The sequence below is a fragment of the Brevundimonas sp. AVps5 genome (assembly GCF_058681515.1).
The window spans coordinates 1555380-1573236 of the sequence record NZ_CM178740.1 but is presented as its reverse complement, the minus strand read 5'-3'; the positions used below and the strand labels follow the sequence as shown (position 1 = coordinate 1573236).

Genomic DNA, 17857 nt, shown 5'->3' with positions numbered 1-17857 from the left:
GCCCACGGACCCCGTCGAGGCGGGATTTCGACAACCGAGGCTGATCATGATCCACCGTACCCTTTTCACCGGCGTCTCCCTGCTGTCGCTCGCCCTGGCGAGCGCGGCCTTCGCCCAACCGCAGGCGCTGACGGCGCCGGAATCCAACGATCCGACCACCTCGGTCGAGGACATCGTGGTGTTCGGCCAGGGCCAGACGCGCCAGCAGGCCACGATCACCGAGGCCGCCATTGCCATTGAGGCTCCGGGCACGAGCCCGCTGAAGGCCATCGAACGCCTGCCCGGCGTCAGCTTCCAGTCCGCCGACGCCTTCGGCAACTACGAGTGGTCGGCCCGCATCGTCCTGCGCAGCTTCAACCAGAACCAACTGGGCTTCACCCTGGATGGCGTGCCGCTCGGCGACATGAGCTATGGCAACCACAACGGCCTGCACATCTCGCGTGCGATCATCTCCGAGAACGTCGGCCGCGTCGACGTGGCCCAGGGCACGGGCGCGCTGGGCACCGCCTCCAGTAGCAACCTGGGTGGCACCGTCCAGTTCGTCAGCCGTCGCCCTGCCGATATCTTCGGCGTCGATGTCGCCGGCACCTTCGGCAGCGACGACACGCTGCGCGGGTTCGTCCGTGTTGACTCCGGCGCGTTCGGTCCGATGGGAACGGCACTGTCGCTTTCCTATGTCGATCATTCGATGGACAAGTGGAAAGGCCTCGGCGAGCAAAACCAGAAGCAGATCAACGCCAGCCTCGTTCAGCCGATCGGCCGCGGTGAGATCACCGGTTTCATCAACCACTCGGAGCGTCGCGAAAACGACTACCAGGACCTGTCTCTGGCCCAGATCGGCTACCTGGGTCGCGACTTCGACAACATCTCGGGCGACTATGCCTTGGCCGTGCGCATTGCCGACATCGCCAACAACCGCGGCGAAACCGGCGCAGCCGTTTCCAACGCGGCAGCGGGCCGCGTCTATCCGGGCCCCATCCAGACCGTCGATGATGCCTATTTCGACGCCTCGGGCCTGCGCGACGACACGATCGGCGCCCTGACGTTCAGCTATCCGATCACCGACACCCTCTCGGTGTCGCTGACCGGCTATGGCCACGAGAACAAGGGGCAGGGTCTGTGGTGGACCCCCTATGTCGCTACTCCGGTCGGCGCGCCCGATCAGAACGGCACGCCGATCACGGCCCCTGGCCCCATCTCGGTCCGCACCACCGAATATGACATCACACGCACGGGCGCGATCGGTTCGGCCGCGCTGGACCTGGGGGCCCACTCGATCGAGGCCGGCTTCTGGCTGGAGCAGAACGATTTCAACCACGCGCGCCGGTTCTACGGCCTGGCCCGCGCGGCCAACACCCGCTCGTCGCTGGAGTTCCTGGAGAATCCCTTCTTCACCCAGTGGGAATATGAGTTCGAGACTGAAACCCGCCTGTTCTATGTGCAGGACACCTGGGCCGTCACCGAAGCCCTGACGGTGTTCGGCGGCTTCAAGTCCCTGTCGGTCGAGAATAACGCGCGCACCGTTGTCGGCCCGAACAAGACCGGCACGATCAAGGCCGAAGACAACTTCCTGCCCCAGGTCGGTGCGACCTTCGATGTCAACGACGACCAACAGCTGTTCGTCTCCTACTCGGAAAACCTGCGGGCCTTTGAATCGTCGAACACCGGCGGACCGTTCTCGGCCTCGGCAGCGGGTTTCGCGGCCCTGCGCAACACGGTGCAGCCCGAGAGCTCCAGGACCATCGAAGCCGGCTGGCGCTTCCGCTTCGACCAGCTTCAGGGTTCGGTCGCGGTCTATGACGTCGAGTTCTCTGACCGTCTGCTGGGCGTCGCCCTCGGCGCACCGATCCTGGGTCTGGGCAACGGCATCCAGAACGTGGGCTCGGTCAAGTCGCGCGGCTTCGAGGCGGCAGCGGTGTGGAACTTCAACGACGACTGGTCGGCCTTCGGTTCGTTCAGCTACAACGACTCGACCTATGAGAACGACGTCCGTGACCGCACGGGAGCCCTGGTCGCGGCAACGGGCGGGAAGACTGTGGTCAACACGCCCGAGACCCTGTTCCGGGCCGAACTGGCCTATGATGACGGGGCCCTGTTCGGCACCCTGGCCGCTGCCTACACCGGTAAGCGCTTCTCCAGCTATCTGAACGACGAGAGCGTTGACGGCTATACGCTCGTGGAACTGACCGCCGGCTATCGGGTGGCGGACATGGGCAACTGGCTGGACGGCACCGAGATCCAGTTCAACGTCACCAACCTGCTGGATGAAGACCACATCTCGACGGTCGGTTCGGGCGGGTTCCAGAATACTGCGGGTCGCCAGACCTTCCTGCCGGGCGCTCCGCGTCAGGCCTTCGTGACCCTGCGTCGCCACTTCTAGGCTGCAACGGTCAAGCTTGAGATGGGGCGCGTCCATTCGGCGCGCCCCATTTGCGTTTAAGAACGGAGAGACGGCGATGAAGACCCTTTCGCGGCGTGGCCTGATGGCCGGGACGGTCGGCGCCGGTCTGGCGGCGGGCGCGACCACCTCCAGGGCCGACGTCCATGCCGAACAGGGCCGCACCCTGACCCGTATCGCCTTCGGATCGTGCGCCAGGAGCGACAAGCCCCAGCCGATCTGGGACGCGGTGCTGGCGGCCGGGCCGGACCTGTTCATCTTCCTGGGCGACAATGTCTATCTGGACACCCGTGACCCGGCGGTGATGCGTCGCAAATACGCCGAACTGGCCGCCCAGCCGGGCTACCAGAAGCTGAAGGCCTCGGTGCCGATCCTGGCCATCTGGGACGATCACGACTTCGGCGAGAACGACGCCGGGGCCGACTATCCGATGAAGGAAGAATCGCGCCGCCAGTTCCTGGAATTCTTCGGCGAGCCCGCCGACAGCCCGCGCCGGACCCGCGACGGCATCTATACCGCCCATGTGTTCGGCCCGGTGGGCCGCCGGGTGCAGGTCATCCTGCCCGACCTGCGCTGGAACCGGACGCCCCTGATGTCGCTGGAGCTCGGCGATCAGGAATATGAGGCCTGGGTCACCCGGCGGGCCGAGGCCGGCGAGAGCACTCCGGGCCCTTATGCGCGCAATCCCGACCTGGCCGCGACGCAGCTGGGCGAGACCCAGTGGCGGTGGCTGGAGGACCAGTTGTCGGTGCCCGCCGAGATCCGCATTCTGGGTTCCAGCCTGCAGGTCCTGGCCGATTTCGCGGGCTGGGAGGGCTGGATCAATTTCGCCCACGATCACCAGCGTCTGATCGCCGCCATTCGCGACAGGAAGGCGAACGGCCTCTTCTGTCTTTCGGGCGACACCCACTATGGCGAGATTTCCCGGCTGGACGTCAATGTCCCCTATCCTCTGTGGGACATCACCTCGTCCGGACTGACGGAGGTCTGGCCGGTGACGCCGCCGAACGCCCTGAGGGTCGGGGACGTGTTCCGCGAACAGAATTTCGGCCTGCTCACGATCGGCTGGGACGGGGCCGCCCCGACCGTGCTGGCGCAGGTCCGCGACGTCAACGGTGGCGTTCGGCTGGAGCAGGGGATCCGGATCGGCGATCTCACCGTCTGACCGGTGGTCGGATGGGCTAGACTCGGTGGCCAAACCAGCCGATTCGCAGCGCCATGACCCTCCATACCCCTCCGCCTGAAGGCGGCCGCATCGTCGATGAGCCGATGGGCGAGGCCCTGTCACGGCGCTATCTGGCCTACGCCCTGTCGACGATCACCAACCGGGCCCTGCCGGACGTGCGCGACGGGTTCAAGCCGGTGCACCGGCGGATCATGTACGCCATGCACCAGATGCGGCTGAACCCGCAGGCGGCGGCGCGGAAATGCGCCAAGGTCGTCGGCGAGGTGATGGGCACCTATCACCCGCATGGCGACGCCTCGATCTATGACGCCCTGGTCCGCCTGGCCCAGGACTTCGCCCAGCGCTATCCGCTCGTCGACGGGCAGGGGAATTTCGGCAATATCGACGGCGATAACGCCGCAGCCATGCGCTACACCGAGTGCAAGCTGACGGCGGCGGCGGTGCTGCTGATGGACGGAATCGATCAGGATTCCGTGGACTTCCGCCCCACCTATGATGACCAGGATGAGGAGCCGGTGGTGTTGCCGGCCGGGTTCCCGAACCTGCTGGCCAACGGGTCTTCAGGCATCGCCGTGGGCATGGCGACCTCGATCCCGCCGCACAATGTCGGGGAGCTGATCGACGCCTGCCTGCTGCTGCTGGAAAGGCCCGAGGCGACGACGGCGGAGCTGGCCGTGATCGTTCCGGGGCCGGACTTCCCGACCGGCGGAGTCGCGGTCGAGGGGCATGCGTCGATCCTTGAGGCCTATGAGACCGGGCGGGGCGGGGTGCGTCTGAGGGCGCGCTGGGAGCGGGAGCCGCTGGACCGGGGCGGCTATCAGATCGTCATCACCGAGGTTCCGTACCAGGTCCAGAAGGGCAAGCTGATCGAGGCCCTGGCCGAGCTGATCGAACAGAAGAAGGCACCGCTGCTGGGCGATGTGCGCGACGAGTCGGCCGAGGATATCCGGGTCGTCATCGAGCCCAAGAGCCGGAACATCGATGCCGACAGCCTGATGGAGAGCCTGTTCCGGCTGTCGGACCTGGAGATCCGCTTCCCGGTCAATATGAACGTGCTGGACGCCACCGGCACGCCGCGCGTCATGGGGCTGAAGCCCTGTCTGCAGGCCTTCCTCGATCACCGGCGCGAGGTGCTGAACCGGCGCTCGCAATGGCGGATCGAGCGGGTCGAGAAGCGGCTGCATCTGCTGGAAGGATTGCGGATCGTCTTCCTCAACCTCGACGAGGTGATCCGCATCGTTCGCGAGGAGGAGCAGCCGAAGGCGGTGATGATCGCCCGGTTCGGTCTGACGGAGATGCAGGCCGACTACATCCTCGATACCCGTCTGCGTCAGCTGGCGCGGATCGAGGAAATGGCGATCGAGAACGAATACAAGGCGCTGGCCGAAGAACTTGCGAACCTGCAGGCGCTGTCGTCCTCGCCCGCCAAACAGTGGAAGAAGATCGCCCAGGAACTGGCGGCGACTCGCAAGGCCATGGTCTCGCCGCGCCGGACGACGATCGCCGAGGCTGTGGATGCTTCGTCCTTCACGCCCGCCGAGGCCTTCATTCCGAGGGAAGCCATCACAGTGATCCTGTCCGAACGGGGCTGGATCCGGGCGGTGAAGGGCAAGGTCGAGGATCCGTCGGAGCTGAAGTTCAAGGAGGGCGACGCGCTCGGCTTCCTCGTGCCCGCCTTCACGACGGACAAGCTTCTGGTCGCGGCGTCGGACGGGCGGGTGTTCACCGTCGGGGCCGACAAGCTGGCCTCCGGGCGCGGGCATGGCGAGCCGCTCAGGCTGATGGTCGAGCTGGAGGAGAGCGCCGGGATCATCGCGGTGCTGGCGCACCAGCCGGGCTCGAAGCTGCTGATGGCGTCGAAGGCCGGTTACGGCTTCATCGCGCCGGAGGACGACCTGCTGGCCCAGAAGCGGGGCGGCAAACAGGTGTTGAACGGTGACCTGCTGGCCGTGCTGCGGGTCACCGGCGACCATATCGTCACCATCGGCGAGAACCTTAAGACCCTGATCTTCCGGGCCGAGGAACTGCCAGAGATGGGCCGCGGCAAGGGGGTCAAGCTGCAGTCGTTCAAACAGGGCGGGCTGACCGACATCGCCGTCTTCATCGGCGAGGCCGGGCCGGAGTGGGTCGACGGCGGTGGGCGTCGGCGCAACTGGCCCGACTGGAAGGACTGGCTGGGCAAGCGCGCCGGGGCCGGTCGGATGGGGCCGCGCGGCCTGAGGAAGTTCCGGTGACCCCGACCCTCTACGGCATCCCCAACTGCGACACGGTGAAGAAGGCGCGCGTCTGGCTGGATCAGCACGGCCGGGCCTTCGTCTTCCACGACTACAAGAAGGCCGGGATCGACCGGGCGTCGCTGGAAGGCTGGGTCGCCGAGCATGGCTGGGAGATCGTGTTGAACCGGGCCGGGACGACCTTCAAGGCGCTGGGCGCCGCCGACAAGGAGGGGCTGGATGCGGACAGGGCCATCGCCCTGATGCTGGCGCAGCCGTCGATGATCAAACGGCCGGTGCTGGATCTGGGCGACCGGACGATCGTCGGGTTCAAGCCGGAAATCTATGAGGCGGCGTTCGCCGACTGAGGCGTGTCCGGCTGGTCCGGACGAAAAACACCCTGACGAAACGGACGAAACGGACGAAATCGGGAGAATTAGCCCGGGAAATCAGAGGCGGCTTGCGGATCGGCCCGACCGGATTCGTCCGGTGAGCGGATGAGCTGCTGGACCTGTCAAAGACTGTCCCGGGCAGATGGTGGGCCTTCTTCGCGAGCGCAAGGCCTGGATAGGAAATAAATCCGCACCGCCTCCGGAATCCCGCTCATCCCCGCGGAGGGGGGAGGTTATCCCTCGACGTCGGTCTCGGGGCGGTCGTGGCCGTCGGCGCGTTCGGTGACCCAGGCACCGGTGCTGTCGGCGTATTCGATCATGGCGGTCTGGTCGGCGACGCGCTGTTCGCGGCTGGCGCGGATGGCGGCGGCCTTGGCGTCGTCGTGGGCGGGGAAGGTCTCGGAGAAGGTGTCGCCGACCTTGTAGGCCCAGCCGCCGTCGTGTTCGACGATGCGATAGGTGACGTGACTCATGACGGGTCTCCAGTGACGACTTCAGCCTAGATGGCATTTTCTTCGCCGCCGTGCATCCATTCACGCGGTCGGCGCCGACTACTGATCGAAAGCGCGGGCGATGGGCCGGCGCGGATGAGGTGAACGACGATGGAAGATCTGTTCCGTTCCTATTGGTGGCTGCTGTTCCCGCTGGGCTGGTTCGTCTCGGTCGGGTTTGCCAGCCTGCTGAATTATCGCAAGCAGAAGGACGCTCTGAAGCTGATCCGGACCTACGCCGAACGCGGCGAACAGCCGCCCGAGGCCCTGATGAAGGTGCTGGATCGTCCGATCGACGCGGAGACTGAGAGCCGCGCCTACGGGTATGGCTCGCACGGCCGGGACGGGCCGGTGTTTTCGCTCGTGCTGTTCACGATGCTGGGTGCCGGATTCGGCTATGCCAGCTATGCGGACATCTATGGTGCCGGCGACGCCTTCCTGATCGTGGCCTTCGTCATGGGAGCGTTGGCAGCGGCGACCCTGGTGTCGCTGATGTTCGGCCGGTCGCGCCGGGACTGATGCCGGTCCGTGGGGGACAGGACAATGGAGGGCGCTTCGGTGGACGCCGGGCTGGTCGCGGCCGCGCGCGCCGGCTCGGACGCCGCCTTCGCGCGACTGGTGGAGAGGCACCAGGCCCCGGTGCGGGCGTTTCTGAGGCGGCTGCTGGGACGCAATTGGGACGAGGCCGACGACCTGGCCCAGGAGGTGTTCGTCACGGCCTGGAGCGCGCTGGGGCGGCTGAAGGATCCGGCCGGTGTGCGGTCCTGGCTGTTCGGCATAGCCTGGCGCAAGGCTCAGGACAGGATGCGGTCGGGACTGAGGTCGCAGGCGCGCGACCGGTCCTGGCTGGACGAGACAGCGCCGTCCGGAGGGATATCAGAGGAGGACCGGCTGGCATTGGCCGACGCGATGGCCGGGCTGCCGGCCGATCAGAGGGCCTGTGTCGCCCTGTGTCTGGCCGACGGCTGGTCGCATTCGGAGACGGCCGAGGCGCTGGGGCTACCGCTCGGGACGGTGAAGTCCCATGTCACGCGGGGCAGGGCGCGATTGCTCGCCGTGCTGACCGGAGGGTCCGATGACGCCTGAGGAACGGCTGAACACATTCTTCGCCGAGGCCACGCCGCCTGTGCGCGACCTGGCCTTCCAGACCAGGGTGGCCGAGCGCGTGGCGCGTCGGCGTGCCTTCGCCACGGTCGCCGCCCTTATCCCATGGACCATCGCCGCCATCGTCCTGTGCTGGGCGCTGGGGCCGATGATGGCGCCGGTGGTCGAAGGACTGGGCCAGACCCTGGTGCCCGCCGCCGCCATCCTCGGGCTGACGGGGCTGGGCGTGGTCGGTCTGATGGCGTCGGCGCGACGGCTACGGCCTGTCTGACGAGGGTTTGCGGCTCTACTCCGCCAGTTCCGGCTCGGCGCCTTCGAAATAGCGGATGCATTCAGTCTTCGCGGCCTGCAGCGACGGATCGGTGACGGCGTCGACGGCGGCCCGTCCCGCGATCATCCTGGCGTCCGGAGGATTTGTGGCGGTGCAGACGAAATAGGCGTCGGCATGGGCAGGGATCATGGCCAGGACGCCGGGCGCGTTATGGGTCAGGGCGTCGGCCAGCGCGTCCTGGAGACCCTCTGCATACATACCGTCGGTTTCGGGCTCGATCGCGGGGACGAGGGCCAGCCACTCCGGCGCGCCGGTGCCGATACCGGCGAAGACCTTGTCGATACCGGTCGGATCGGCCGGACCGGTCAGGACGGCGACCGTGTGGGCCGCGCCGTCGGCGGCGATGAGGTTGGCGATGTGATCGGCGGTCAGGGCCTGCGGTTCTAAGGCCGCCGTGCTTTCCGCCTCGGTGGTGGGCTCGGTCCGGGAGCAGCCGGTAGCGAGGACGGCGGCCAGGACGAGCGGCAAAAGTCGGATCGACATGATCTTCTCCAGGGGCGCTAAAGCCCAGCGGGCGACGCCAGGGGCGACAGGGTGACGACGCCAGCGTTCCGCCGATGGGCGTCTGCTTGCGTCAGCCGCCGACCTTACGAAGATTTCACGTCGCTGATCGCATCCGTTGGGCGTCGCCGGCGCCTCTTGTTATCAGAAGGCTAGGGCATCAGGCTCGGCCGTCATCGAAAAGGGGATATCCCAATGGACTTCACAGCAGTTCTGATCGTCGGCACCATCTTTGCCGCCCTGGTCGCGATCATCGTCGGTCCCAGCTACCTGAAGAGCCGTGAACGGCGCGACATTCAGCAAACGGTTCGCACGGCGATCGAGAAGGGTCAGCCTCTGCCGCCTGAGGTGATCGACTCGCTGAGCAAGGAGGCAATCCGAAATATTCCTTCGCGGACCCGTGACATTCGCCGTGGCGTGATCTGGCTGGCGACCGGCATCGGCATCGCAGCCTTCAGCCTGATCAACGACCTGCGGGGCGTCGGCGACGACTGGCACGACGGCCCGAACTTCGACGGCGGCCTGCTGGGAATCGCGGCCATCCCGGTCACCATCGGTCTGGCGTATATCGTTCTGAGCTTCTTCAACAAGAACAGGGACTGAGCCGGGCTCTGACAGGGGGAACCTGATCATGGCCAAGGCCCTGATGGACCATCACGATGTCGAACTCGCCGCCCTGGCGGCGGCGGGTGGACGTCGAGAGTTCGGCGAACTGGTCCGCCGCCACGGCTCGGCCGTGCGGTCCCTGCTGCGACGCATGGGAGCGCAGGGTGCCGAAGCCGACGATGTCGCCCAGGACGCCTTTCTGCAGGCGTTCGAGAAATGCGCCGAGTTCCGGGGCGAAGGCACCTTCGCCGCCTGGGTCAAGCGTATCGCCGCGCGCCTCTATCTGAAGCGCAAGGCAAGGGACGCCCGCTATGTCGCCGAGATCGAACCGGGGGAGGAAGAGTCCGCTCCCGGGCCCGATCAGGCGGGGCTGGTCGACCTTGACGAGGCGCTGAAATCGCTCAGCGAAACGGAACGTCTCTGTGTGTCCCTGTGCCATGGCGCGGGGCTTTCTCATCCCGAGATCGCCTCCGCCATGAATCTGCCGCTTGGAACGGTGAAGTCTCATGTCAAACGTGGTCTGGATAAACTCCGCGCCCGGCTTTCGCCGGATGTCGGACAATCGGGGAGGTCGACCCATGTCGGCTGATGAATTCGATCCGATGATCGAGCGGCTGTTCGCTCGCTCGCCCCAGATGGCCGACGCGACCCTGTTCGCAGCGGACGTGGAGACGAAGCTTCATTCCTCCAGCCGGGTGCGCACCCTGGCGCTGACGGTCGCCGGCCTGATCGGCGGGGTCATCGCGGTCAAGGAATCGATGAACCTGAACCTGACTCTGTCCGACGATCGGGCGCCTGTCGCCGGGCGGGTCATCGGCCAGGGGATTCAGGCCGCCAGCCTGAATGTCCAGGACGCCGTGGGCTCCGGCCTGTCGCAGCTGGGTCTGGCGAACATGGCCGTCGGGTCGATGGGGGCGATGCAGATGTTCTGGATTGCCGCCGGAGCGCTGATCGCTGTGGCCGCTGCGGGCGTGGTCAGGCTGTCGCAGGACGCGTGATCTAGGTGTCCGGGTCGACGTAGCCGACCCGGACGCCTATCTCTCCGCCGCTGCCAGCGGAGAGCCTATGTCGAGCCAGAAACAGGAAGTCGTGAAGCGGATCACGGTCCCGGACATCATCGCCCGCAAGGGCGGCGAGCCGATCGTGGTCCTGACGGCCTACGACGCCCCCACGGCCGAACTCCTCGATCCGCACTGCGACATCCTGCTGGTCGGCGACAGTCTGGGCATGGCGGTTCACGGCATGACCTCGACGGTCGGGGTCACGCTGGAGATGATGATCCTGCACGGCCAGGCGGTGATGCGAGGCGCCAGGCGGGCCCTGGTCGTCATCGACATGCCGTTCGGCAGCTATGAGGCCGGGGTCGAGCAGGCCTACGCCAACGCCGTCCGTATCCTGAAGGAGACCGGAGCCCAGGCGGTGAAGGTCGAGAGCGGGCCGGAAGTGCCCGCGACCATCGAGTATCTGGTCCGGCGCGGCGTGCCCGTGATGGGGCACGTCGGCCTGTTGCCGCAGTCGATCAATATCGACGGATCGTTCAGGGCCAAGGGCCGGGAAGCGGCGGAGCATGCGCGCATCCTGCAGTCCGCTCATGACACGGCCGACGCCGGTGCCTTCGCCGTGGTCATCGAGGGGGTGGCCGAGCCGCTGGCCCGCGAGATCACCGAGGCGATCGCCAGACCCACCATCGGCATCGGCGCCTCGGCCGCCTGCGACGGTCAGGTGCTGGTCACGCCCGACATGCTGGGCCTGTTCGACTGGACGCCGAAATTCGTGCGGAAATACGCCGATCTGCGCGGCGAGATCGGCCGGGCGGTCGAAACCTATGCGGCCGATGTGAAGGCCCGCCGTTTTCCTGCCGAAGTCGAGACCTACTTCTCCAAAAAGCCGGCTCTGCCGTAGTCCCCGTCTTGTCTTCCAAGAGGCGTTGCGAGGGCGAGGGCGACCCTCTAGGGTCCGCGCCGATTGGCTTTTCAGCGTTTTTTTAGGGCGGCTCCGCTAGTGACTGATGTCTTCGAAGAGGTCGAGGAGGATATCCGCTCCGAACGCCTCAAGCGCCTGGCGCGCAATTGGCTGCCCATCTTGGGCGGAATTCTTCTGGTGGCCCTGGTCGCCGCACTGGCCTGGTGGGGCTGGCAGAGCTTCCAGACGAGCCGCGCGAACGCGGGCTCCATTGCCTATCAGCGCGGCCTTGAGGCCCTGCAGACCGGTAATTCGGCCGGGGCGGAGACCGCCTTCGCCGAGGCCGGGAAGTCCGGCAATGGCGCCTACAAGGCCCTGGCCCTGCAGCAGCGCGCCGGTCTGGCCGTCGCCGCCAACCGGATCCCGGACGCCATCCAGCTGTTCGATGATGCCGCCAAGGCCTCGGGGGATCCGATCCTGCACGACACAGCCGTCTACAAGGCGGTCCTGTTGATGATGGACAACGGCGCGACCCTCGAAGATCTGGAAGCCAGGCTCGAGCCCTTGACCAAGGAGGGCCGTCCCATGTTGCCCTTCGCCCAGGAAGCGCTCGGCATGGCGCGTCTGCAGTTCAACAAGCCCGCCGAGGCGCGCGAAGTGTTCGTGCTGCTGACGCTCGGCCAGGACGTGCCTGATTCGGTGCGCCAGCGCGCCCAGGCCGCCATCGGCATGATCGACACGGGCGTCGCCGCAGGTCTGCCGGCCATCGTCGCGGCCCAGTCCGTGCCCCCGCCGGCCGCTCCGGCGGGTCCGAGCCCCGAGCAACTCGCTCAGGCCGCCCAGGCAGCCCAACAGTGAACACCCGCCTGATGACGACCGGAGTTCGGATGACGACCGTGACGCGCGTACTGAAGACCGCCATCGTCCTTGGGCTGGCCGCCTCTCTGGCGTCCTGCGCCTCGGCCCGGCGCATCCTGCCGTTCGGGCTGGGCGACGACAACACGCCCCAGGCCACGGCGAGCGAAGGGCAACGGGTTTCCATCCTGGCCTTTGAACAGCAACTGGCACCGGCCGCAGGCCTGGCCGGCCGTGACTTCTTCGTCCCGGGTCCTGTGGCCGCGACGTCCTGGCCGATGCCGGGCGGGAACGCCGAGGCCTCGATCGAGCATGTGATCGCCGCGCCGCAGTTCACCGTCGGCTGGCGCCGCCGTATCGGCGAAGGCTCGGCTCGCACGCGTCAGGTGATGGCGCCGGTCGTGGCCGACGCCGGCAAGGTCTTCGTCATGGACGGCGAATCGACGGTCACGGCCGTGGATGCCGCGACCGGCGACGTGGTCTGGAAGGTCGACGTCAAGCCAACCGGTCGTGAAGCGGCCGGCGGCGTTTCGGCCTTCGGCCTGCCGATTCCCTTCGTCACCCAGGGCGGCGGCTCGCTGAGCGGCGGCTTCGGTGGCGGCGTGGCCGTCGGCGGTGGCAAGGTCTTCGTCGCATCGGGTTATCGGACCATGACGGCGCTGGACGCCGCGACGGGTGCCGTCGTCTGGACCCAGCCGGTCGATGTGCCGATCCACGGCGCGCCGACGGTCGCGGGCAGCCGGGTCTATGTCATCGATGTCGACAACCAGATCATCGCCTTCAACACCACGACCGGTCTGCAGGACTGGTCCTATCGCGGCATCGTCGAGCCGGCCCGCGTCATGCGCGCCTCCAGCCCCTCGGTCAGCGGTGATACGGTCATCGCGCCCTTCTCGTCGGGTGAGGTCATCGCGCTGCGCGCCACCAACGGCCAGCCGGTCTGGAACCAGGTCCTGTCGCGCACCAGCCGCACCAGCGCCCTGTCGGAGATCCGCGACATCGCCGGACGTCCGGTGATCTCGCGCGGCTTCGTCTATGCCGTCAGCCACTCCGGCGTGCTGCAGTCCATGGACATCCGCACCGGCCAGCCGAAATGGACCCTGCCGGTCGCGGGCGTCAACGCGCCGCTGCCGGCCGGCGACGTCGTCTATGTCGTGTCCAAGTCGGGCGAACTGACCGTGATCAACCGCGACTCGGGTGCGGTCTACTGGACCCGCGACCTGAACGAAGGCCGCGTGCGTCAGGAAGGCGGCTTCATGGGCTTCTTCGACCGCACCGTGCGGCCGGAGTGGTCCGGCCCGATCCTGGCGTCGAACCGGCTGGTGCTGGTCAATTCGGACGGCGAGGCCGTGGCCTTCGATCCGAAGACGGGTGCCCTGACGGCCACGCTGAACCTCGGCGCGCCCATCTATATAGCGCCGGCCGCCTACAACGGCGCTCTGCTGGTTCTGACCAACGACGGCGAACTGATCAGCATTCGCTGACCAAAGACCGCAAAACACGCTAGAAGGCCGACATGGCACTGAAGCTCGCCATCGTCGGCCGCCCCAATGTGGGCAAGTCGACACTGTTCAACAGGCTGGTCGGCAAGCGCCTTGCGCTGGTCGACGATCGCCCGGGCGTGACCCGCGACCGTCGCTATGCCGACGGCAATATCGGCGACATGGACCTGACGCTGATCGACACGGCGGGTTATGAGGACGTCAACGACGACAGTCTGGAAAGCCGGATGCGGGAGCAGACCGAGCTGGCGCTGGAAGACGGCGACCTCATCCTGTTCATGATGGACGCCCGCGAAGGCGTGACCTCGCTGGACGAGATTTTTGCCGAGCGGCTGCGCAAACAGCACAAGCCCGTCATCCTGCTGGCCAACAAGTCCGAGAGCCGCGAGAGCGGCGGCGGGGTGGGCGAGGCCTATTCCCTGGGCTTCGGCGAGCCGGTCGCCATCTCGGCCGAGCACGGCGAGGGGATGGCCGATCTGTACGCCGCCATCCGCGACGCCTCGGCCGACATCTTCATCGAGGAGCTCGACGAGCCCGACAAGCCGATCCGGATCGCCATCATCGGCCGCCCGAACGCCGGCAAGTCGACCCTGATCAACCGGCTGATCGGCGAGGACCGTCTGCTGACCGGTCCCGAGGCCGGGATCACCCGCGATTCCATCTCGGTCGACTGGGAATACGAGGGCCACAACATCCGCCTGGTCGACACGGCCGGGATGCGTCGCAAGGCGCGGGTGCAGGAGAAGCTGGAGAAGCTGTCGGTCGCCGACACCATCCGCGCCATCACCTTCGCCGAGGTGGTCGTCCTGGTCATGGACAAGGACAACGCCTTCGATGTGCAGGACCTGCAGCTGGCCGATCTGGTCGAGCGCGAGGGCCGGGCCCTGGTCTATGTCGCCGCGAAATGGGATCTGGAAGAAGATCCGCAGGCGCGGATGGCCGAGCTCAAACATCTGGCCGAGGACAAGCTGCCGCAGCTCAAGGGTTCGCCCTTCGTCGCCCTGTCGGCCCACTCGGGGCGCGGCGTCGACCGGCTGATGCCGGCGGTGCTGAAGGCCCACGAAACCTGGTCGGTGAAGGTCAAGACCAAGGACCTCAACGACTGGCTGTCCCTTGCGACCCAGAGGCATCCGCCGCCCGCCGTCGACGGCAAGCGGATCAAAACCAAATACATGGCCCAGACCAAGGCCCGCCCGCCCACCTTCGTGCTGTTCGCCAGCCGGGGCGGCAATCTGCCCGAACACTATATCCGCTATCTGACCAATTCGATCCGGGAGAGCTTCGACCTGCCCGGCGTGCCGATCCGGCTGACGGTCAAGGGCGGGTCGGAGAACCCCTATGCGACCGGTGGTGCCAAGTCGGGGCCGGAACGCTATAAGGGCGACGCCAAGACCGCGCCGCGCGCCGTCCGCAAGAAGGCGGAAGAAGAATCGCATCTGCCCGGCAAGGCGCTGGAGCAGAAGAAGACCCGCGTCGCCAAGCCGCGCATCATCGGGGCGGTGAAGAACTCGGCCTCCAAGAAGGCGGGCTCGTCCGTGGCCGTCCAGAAGGGCGCGCGCGGTGGGGCGAGGCAGGTGTCTCGGTCGGGCCGGGTGCGGACAGGCCAGAAGCACGCGCCGAAGAAGTAGGCGGCAGATCCTAGCGGCGGCCGAGCTGCTCCAGGAAGGCGTCCCGATAGGTGCGGCTGATCACGAGCTCTGCACCGCTGTCCATGGTCGCCCGCCAGGCTCCGTCGGACAAGGGGCGCAGGTCAGCGACCCGTGCGAGGTTGATCAGCGTAGAGCGGTGGCCGCGCGCGAACCGAGCGGTCCCCAGTCTCGCCTCCAGCTGTTGCAGGGTTTCGCGAAGCAGTCCCTCCTGATCACGCCAATGAATGACGGCGTAGTTGCCGGCGGATGAAACCCATTCGATCTCCTGTGGACTGACCGGCACGCGACGGCGACCTACAGAGACGATGAGGACTGTCGCCGCCTTCGATGACTCGGTGACAGACCTTGCGATTTGAAGGGCGGCTTTCAACGCCTCCATCTCCTGCCGGTTTGCATCGGCGCGTCGCCAGTAGGCCGCAGCCAACCCGGCCGCCACCACGGCGGTATAGAGGAGGATCGCCACGGGCAGACGATCCACTGTCCGAACGAGCGTCTCCGGCATCGACCAAACGGCCTGACGCATGCTGCGGTAGACGACCGTCGCCGCCAGTGCCGCGAGAGGCGCGATCGGCACGGCGAGAGCAAACAAGAGAGCGATCGCCCGCTCCTGCGCGCGCGATCCCCTCAGAACCGCCCAGACGAGAAACCCGACCGCGATCCAGGGCGAGAACAGCAGGGCGGCCCAGGCGATCGACGCGGCCAGGTCCAGGCCGTGATCGCGCCGCAGGAACCAGGCCGCCGACAGGACCGTGGCCCCATAGCCGTAAGCGGCCAGGGCGCTGATAACAGCGGGAAAGGGAAAGCGCCGCATGGTCAGGCGAACAGGGGGCGTCGCCGTTTCTGGACCAGCAGTACGGCGAGCCAGACCATGCTGATCGACTGGAACAGGACCGTCGGCCAAAGCGCGCTCCAGGGCGGGGGCAGGGCAGTCAGGAAATTGCCCGAGAATGCCGATAGCACGGCGCTATAGGCGCCTAGCATCTTCCAGAGATGTTCGTACATCCAGAGCTGTGGGCTGAACGGCCAGTCCAGCGGGCGCATAAACCGCCACAGGTCCCAGCCAGCGATCGATAGAGAGCCATAGGCCAGAGCAATCAGGATCTGGGGCGGAGCCTCGCTGCGGCCCGTCAGCGCCAGCCAGATCGTCAGGCCGCCGACGCTCACGGCTCCGAACGTCGCGAACCAGTCCAGCGGGCGGGCCCGGTCACCGGGATTGAGGTCCGGGCGTTTGCGACCCAGGACGCGAAGGCCCGAGAACAGGGTCAGGGAGGCCGCCGCCGACAGGGCGAGAAAATAAGCGTCGGGCCGGATGATCGTCATGGCCCACGCGCAGATGAGCAACACGGTCATGAGGGCGGCAAAGCCGCGACCGGCCAGTCGGTGCAGGCGTGAACCCTTGCGGGCCAGGATCGGTGCCATGCCGATGCCGACGCAGCAGAGGCCGGAACAGATATGGACGACGAGGAGGGTGGTGAAGGGATCGGGAAACGAGGTCATGTCTGACCTGTCCCTCAACTCCTGCCCCAGCGCCTCCCTTAAGGGATGAACGGCGGCTGGTGGGGACGGCCGACGCTTGACGATCAAGGGCGGGTCGGAGAACCCCTATCCCTCGGGCGGTGCCAGGTCCGGCCCCGAACCCGACAAGGACGACGCCCGAACCGCGCCGCTCGCGGTCCGCAAGAAGGCGGACGAGGAATCCCGGCTGCCCGGCAAGGCGCTGGAGCAGAAGAAGACCCGCGTCGGCGGGCCCCGCATCATCTGGGCGGTGAAGAACAGCGCCTCGAAAAAGGCCGGGTCTTCGGTAGCCGTCCAGAAGGGCGCGGAGTTCAGAACGTCGATCGTGTCGGAAGAGCGGACGCGAGTTGCTCCATGACGACGTCATCGAGAGGAAGGAGTGGCCGGGGGGGCTGGGCCTCGGTGTGGCCTAAAAGGTTTGCCGCCGCATACATGAGCCTCATGCCCCCGTGGACCTGGAACAGCTCCCAAAGGTCTGCGAACGCGACGTCCCGGCGATCCGCCTCTTCACGATCTCCACCCATGGCCGCAGTGGTCAGGGCCGCTGCATGCTGCGGGAAGAGACCGCCGACCACGCTAAACCAGCAATCGGCACCCGCCAGCAGAGCCTCCTTGCAACCCCAGTCGCCGCTATACCCGATTGCGAGCCGGGGGGCCGCATCACGGAAGGCGGCCAGGTCGGAGGCCACGTCGCCGACCGACGGGAGCGGCAGCTTGATGGCGGCGACCGTGGGGATGCTCGCCAGACGCGCGACAAAATCCGGCTGGAAGGTAAAATTCGTCGTCGATGGGTTGCTGTAGATGCATAGCGGCAGGTTGCCGGCTGACGCGACCGCGACGAAGTGCTGAAACACCTCTTCCTCGGTCAAGCGGCCGTAGCAGACCGGCGCCAGTAAAAGGCCCGATGCCCCCTCAGCTTCGGCGTCGCGCGCGAGGGCCTGCGCCTCGTCCGTCCGCAGAGCGCCAACGCCGACCATCACCGGGATGGCGGTTGTGGCCTCCACGGCGACCGCTACCGCCCGGCGCCGCTCTTCCCGACTGAGAAACATGTAGGTCCCTGTGCTGCCGAGGAGGCCAACCGAGTCGGCACCGCCCATCTCAATGTTCCGAACGAGTTTTCGCAGGTCAGCGGCAATCACCTCGCCCGCAGGCGTTGCTGGCGTGATCGGAAAGGCCGACAGGCCCGAAAAGAGCGTCATGGTTCAATCCCTG

20 protein-coding genes are annotated in these 17857 nt (G+C 66.8%); 15 read left to right on the top strand and 5 right to left on the bottom strand.

Annotated features, from left to right (window positions below; translation table 11 throughout):
- Positions 1-46: 46 nt before the first annotated feature.
- The 4 genes from ACW18A_RS08100 (at position 47) to ACW18A_RS08085 (ending at position 6165) form a co-directional block, all read left to right on the top strand.
- A complete protein-coding gene (locus tag ACW18A_RS08100) occupies positions 47-2380 on the top strand; it encodes a TonB-dependent receptor domain-containing protein (RefSeq protein ID WP_492024257.1) in 2334 nt (777 codons plus the stop codon).
- Between the two features lie 76 nt (positions 2381-2456).
- A complete protein-coding gene (locus ACW18A_RS08095) occupies positions 2457-3563 on the top strand; it encodes an alkaline phosphatase D family protein (protein ID WP_492024256.1) in 1107 nt (368 codons plus the stop codon).
- A gap of 53 nt (positions 3564-3616) precedes the next feature.
- Entirely contained in the window at positions 3617-5818 is a 2202-nt protein-coding gene (gene parC / locus ACW18A_RS08090) for a DNA topoisomerase IV subunit A (protein WP_492024255.1), read from the top strand.
- Entirely contained in the window at positions 5815-6165 is a 351-nt protein-coding gene (locus ACW18A_RS08085) for an arsenate reductase (RefSeq protein WP_492024254.1), read from the top strand. Before parC ends, ACW18A_RS08085 begins: the two co-directional genes overlap by 4 nt.
- Before the next feature lie 257 nt (positions 6166-6422).
- Here the strand turns inward: ACW18A_RS08085 and ACW18A_RS08080 are convergent, their stop codons facing one another.
- Positions 6423-6662, bottom strand: coding sequence for a hypothetical protein (locus ACW18A_RS08080; protein ID WP_492024253.1), 240 nt, complete (start codon positions 6660-6662; stop codon positions 6423-6425).
- 129 nt (positions 6663-6791) lie between these two features.
- Between ACW18A_RS08080 and ACW18A_RS08075 the strand changes: the two genes are divergently transcribed.
- Genes ACW18A_RS08075 through ACW18A_RS08065 form a run of 3 tightly spaced genes read left to right on the top strand, consistent with a single transcriptional unit; the run spans position 6792 to position 8055 of the window.
- Positions 6792-7199 carry a hypothetical protein gene (locus ACW18A_RS08075; protein ID WP_492024252.1) on the top strand — a complete coding sequence of 136 codons (408 nt, stop codon included), beginning with the start codon at positions 6792-6794 and terminating at the stop codon, positions 7197-7199.
- Between the two features lie 24 nt (positions 7200-7223).
- Complete coding sequence (locus ACW18A_RS08070) at positions 7224-7766, top strand: RNA polymerase sigma factor (RefSeq protein ID WP_492024251.1); 543 nt, start codon at positions 7224-7226, stop codon at positions 7764-7766.
- On the top strand, positions 7756-8055 hold the full coding sequence (locus ACW18A_RS08065; protein WP_492024250.1) for a hypothetical protein: 300 nt from the start codon (positions 7756-7758) through the stop codon (positions 8053-8055). The genes ACW18A_RS08070 and ACW18A_RS08065 overlap by 11 nt, the downstream gene beginning before the upstream one ends.
- Before the next feature lie 15 nt (positions 8056-8070).
- Here ACW18A_RS08065 and ACW18A_RS08060 read toward each other — a convergent pair whose 3' ends face one another.
- A complete protein-coding gene (locus ACW18A_RS08060) occupies positions 8071-8598 on the bottom strand; it encodes a hypothetical protein (RefSeq protein WP_492024249.1) in 528 nt (175 codons plus the stop codon).
- Positions 8599-8811: 213 nt separating this feature from the next.
- On the opposite strand from ACW18A_RS08060, the gene ACW18A_RS08055 reads away from it, so the two are divergent.
- The 7 genes from ACW18A_RS08055 to der all read left to right on the top strand — a co-directional run bounded on the left by ACW18A_RS08055 (position 8812) and on the right by der (position 15109).
- On the top strand, positions 8812-9219 hold the full coding sequence (locus ACW18A_RS08055) for a DUF6249 domain-containing protein (protein ID WP_492024248.1): 408 nt from the start codon (positions 8812-8814) through the stop codon (positions 9217-9219).
- A 28-nt stretch (positions 9220-9247) separates the two neighbouring features.
- The gene (locus ACW18A_RS08050; RefSeq protein ID WP_492024247.1) at positions 9248-9811 is read left to right on the top strand and encodes an RNA polymerase sigma factor; all 564 of its coding nucleotides are present in this window, start codon (positions 9248-9250) and stop codon (positions 9809-9811) included.
- Entirely contained in the window at positions 9801-10220 is a 420-nt protein-coding gene (locus ACW18A_RS08045; RefSeq protein ID WP_492024246.1) for a hypothetical protein, read from the top strand. The genes ACW18A_RS08050 and ACW18A_RS08045 overlap by 11 nt, the downstream gene beginning before the upstream one ends.
- Positions 10221-10287: 67 nt before the next feature.
- Positions 10288-11124 carry a 3-methyl-2-oxobutanoate hydroxymethyltransferase gene (panB, locus tag ACW18A_RS08040; protein ID WP_492024245.1) on the top strand — a complete coding sequence of 279 codons (837 nt, stop codon included), beginning with the start codon at positions 10288-10290 and terminating at the stop codon, positions 11122-11124.
- A 99-nt stretch (positions 11125-11223) separates the two neighbouring features.
- The gene (locus ACW18A_RS08035) at positions 11224-11982 is read left to right on the top strand and encodes a tetratricopeptide repeat protein (RefSeq protein WP_492024244.1); all 759 of its coding nucleotides are present in this window, start codon (positions 11224-11226) and stop codon (positions 11980-11982) included.
- 29 nt (positions 11983-12011) lie between these two features.
- Positions 12012-13463, top strand: coding sequence for a PQQ-like beta-propeller repeat protein (locus tag ACW18A_RS08030; protein ID WP_492024243.1), 1452 nt, complete (start codon positions 12012-12014; stop codon positions 13461-13463).
- A gap of 32 nt (positions 13464-13495) precedes the next feature.
- The gene (gene der / locus ACW18A_RS08025; protein WP_492024242.1) at positions 13496-15109 is read left to right on the top strand and encodes a ribosome biogenesis GTPase Der; all 1614 of its coding nucleotides are present in this window, start codon (positions 13496-13498) and stop codon (positions 15107-15109) included.
- A gap of 10 nt (positions 15110-15119) precedes the next feature.
- On the opposite strand, the gene ACW18A_RS08020 is transcribed toward der, so the two are convergent.
- Positions 15120-15941, bottom strand: coding sequence for a LytR/AlgR family response regulator transcription factor (locus ACW18A_RS08020; RefSeq protein WP_492024241.1), 822 nt, complete (start codon positions 15939-15941; stop codon positions 15120-15122).
- A 2-nt stretch (positions 15942-15943) separates the two neighbouring features.
- Positions 15944-16627, bottom strand: coding sequence for a DUF2306 domain-containing protein (locus tag ACW18A_RS08015; protein ID WP_492024240.1), 684 nt, complete (start codon positions 16625-16627; stop codon positions 15944-15946).
- A 76-nt stretch (positions 16628-16703) separates the two neighbouring features.
- Between ACW18A_RS08015 and ACW18A_RS08010 the strand changes: the two genes are divergently transcribed.
- Complete coding sequence (locus ACW18A_RS08010; protein ID WP_492024239.1) at positions 16704-17003, top strand: hypothetical protein; 300 nt, start codon at positions 16704-16706, stop codon at positions 17001-17003.
- Here the strand turns inward: ACW18A_RS08010 and ACW18A_RS08005 are convergent.
- Positions 16957-17844 carry a dihydrodipicolinate synthase family protein gene (locus ACW18A_RS08005; protein ID WP_492024238.1) on the bottom strand — a complete coding sequence of 296 codons (888 nt, stop codon included), beginning with the start codon at positions 17842-17844 and terminating at the stop codon, positions 16957-16959. The genes ACW18A_RS08010 and ACW18A_RS08005 overlap by 47 nt on opposite strands.
- Positions 17845-17857 lie beyond the last annotated feature (13 nt).

Bases quoted from the DNA above. Each gene is read 5' to 3' on its own strand.
- ACW18A_RS08100 (WP_492024257.1), top strand. From the start codon at position 47: ATGATCCACCGTACCCTTTTCACCGGCGTCTCCCTGCTGTCGCTCGCC.
- ACW18A_RS08030 (WP_492024243.1), top strand. From the start codon at position 12,012: ATGACGACCGTGACGCGCGTACTGAAGACCGCCATCGTCCTTGGGCTG.
- ACW18A_RS08075 (WP_492024252.1), top strand. From the start codon at position 6,792: ATGGAAGATCTGTTCCGTTCCTATTGGTGGCTGCTGTTCCCGCTGGGC.
- ACW18A_RS08005 (WP_492024238.1), bottom strand. From the start codon at position 17,844: ATGACGCTCTTTTCGGGCCTGTCGGCCTTTCCGATCACGCCAGCAACG.
- ACW18A_RS08055 (WP_492024248.1), top strand. From the start codon at position 8,812: ATGGACTTCACAGCAGTTCTGATCGTCGGCACCATCTTTGCCGCCCTG.
- ACW18A_RS08050 (WP_492024247.1), top strand. From the start codon at position 9,248: ATGGCCAAGGCCCTGATGGACCATCACGATGTCGAACTCGCCGCCCTG.
- ACW18A_RS08080 (WP_492024253.1), bottom strand. From the start codon at position 6,662: ATGAGTCACGTCACCTATCGCATCGTCGAACACGACGGCGGCTGGGCC.
- parC (WP_492024255.1), top strand. From the start codon at position 3,617: ATGACCCTCCATACCCCTCCGCCTGAAGGCGGCCGCATCGTCGATGAG.
- ACW18A_RS08015 (WP_492024240.1), bottom strand. From the start codon at position 16,627: ATGACCTCGTTTCCCGATCCCTTCACCACCCTCCTCGTCGTCCATATC.
- ACW18A_RS08065 (WP_492024250.1), top strand. From the start codon at position 7,756: ATGACGCCTGAGGAACGGCTGAACACATTCTTCGCCGAGGCCACGCCG.
- der (WP_492024242.1), top strand. From the start codon at position 13,496: ATGGCACTGAAGCTCGCCATCGTCGGCCGCCCCAATGTGGGCAAGTCG.
- ACW18A_RS08020 (WP_492024241.1), bottom strand. From the start codon at position 15,941: ATGCGGCGCTTTCCCTTTCCCGCTGTTATCAGCGCCCTGGCCGCTTAC.
- panB (WP_492024245.1), top strand. From the start codon at position 10,288: ATGTCGAGCCAGAAACAGGAAGTCGTGAAGCGGATCACGGTCCCGGAC.
- ACW18A_RS08045 (WP_492024246.1), top strand. From the start codon at position 9,801: ATGTCGGCTGATGAATTCGATCCGATGATCGAGCGGCTGTTCGCTCGC.
- ACW18A_RS08060 (WP_492024249.1), bottom strand. From the start codon at position 8,598: ATGTCGATCCGACTTTTGCCGCTCGTCCTGGCCGCCGTCCTCGCTACC.
- ACW18A_RS08095 (WP_492024256.1), top strand. From the start codon at position 2,457: ATGAAGACCCTTTCGCGGCGTGGCCTGATGGCCGGGACGGTCGGCGCC.
- ACW18A_RS08070 (WP_492024251.1), top strand. From the start codon at position 7,224: ATGGAGGGCGCTTCGGTGGACGCCGGGCTGGTCGCGGCCGCGCGCGCC.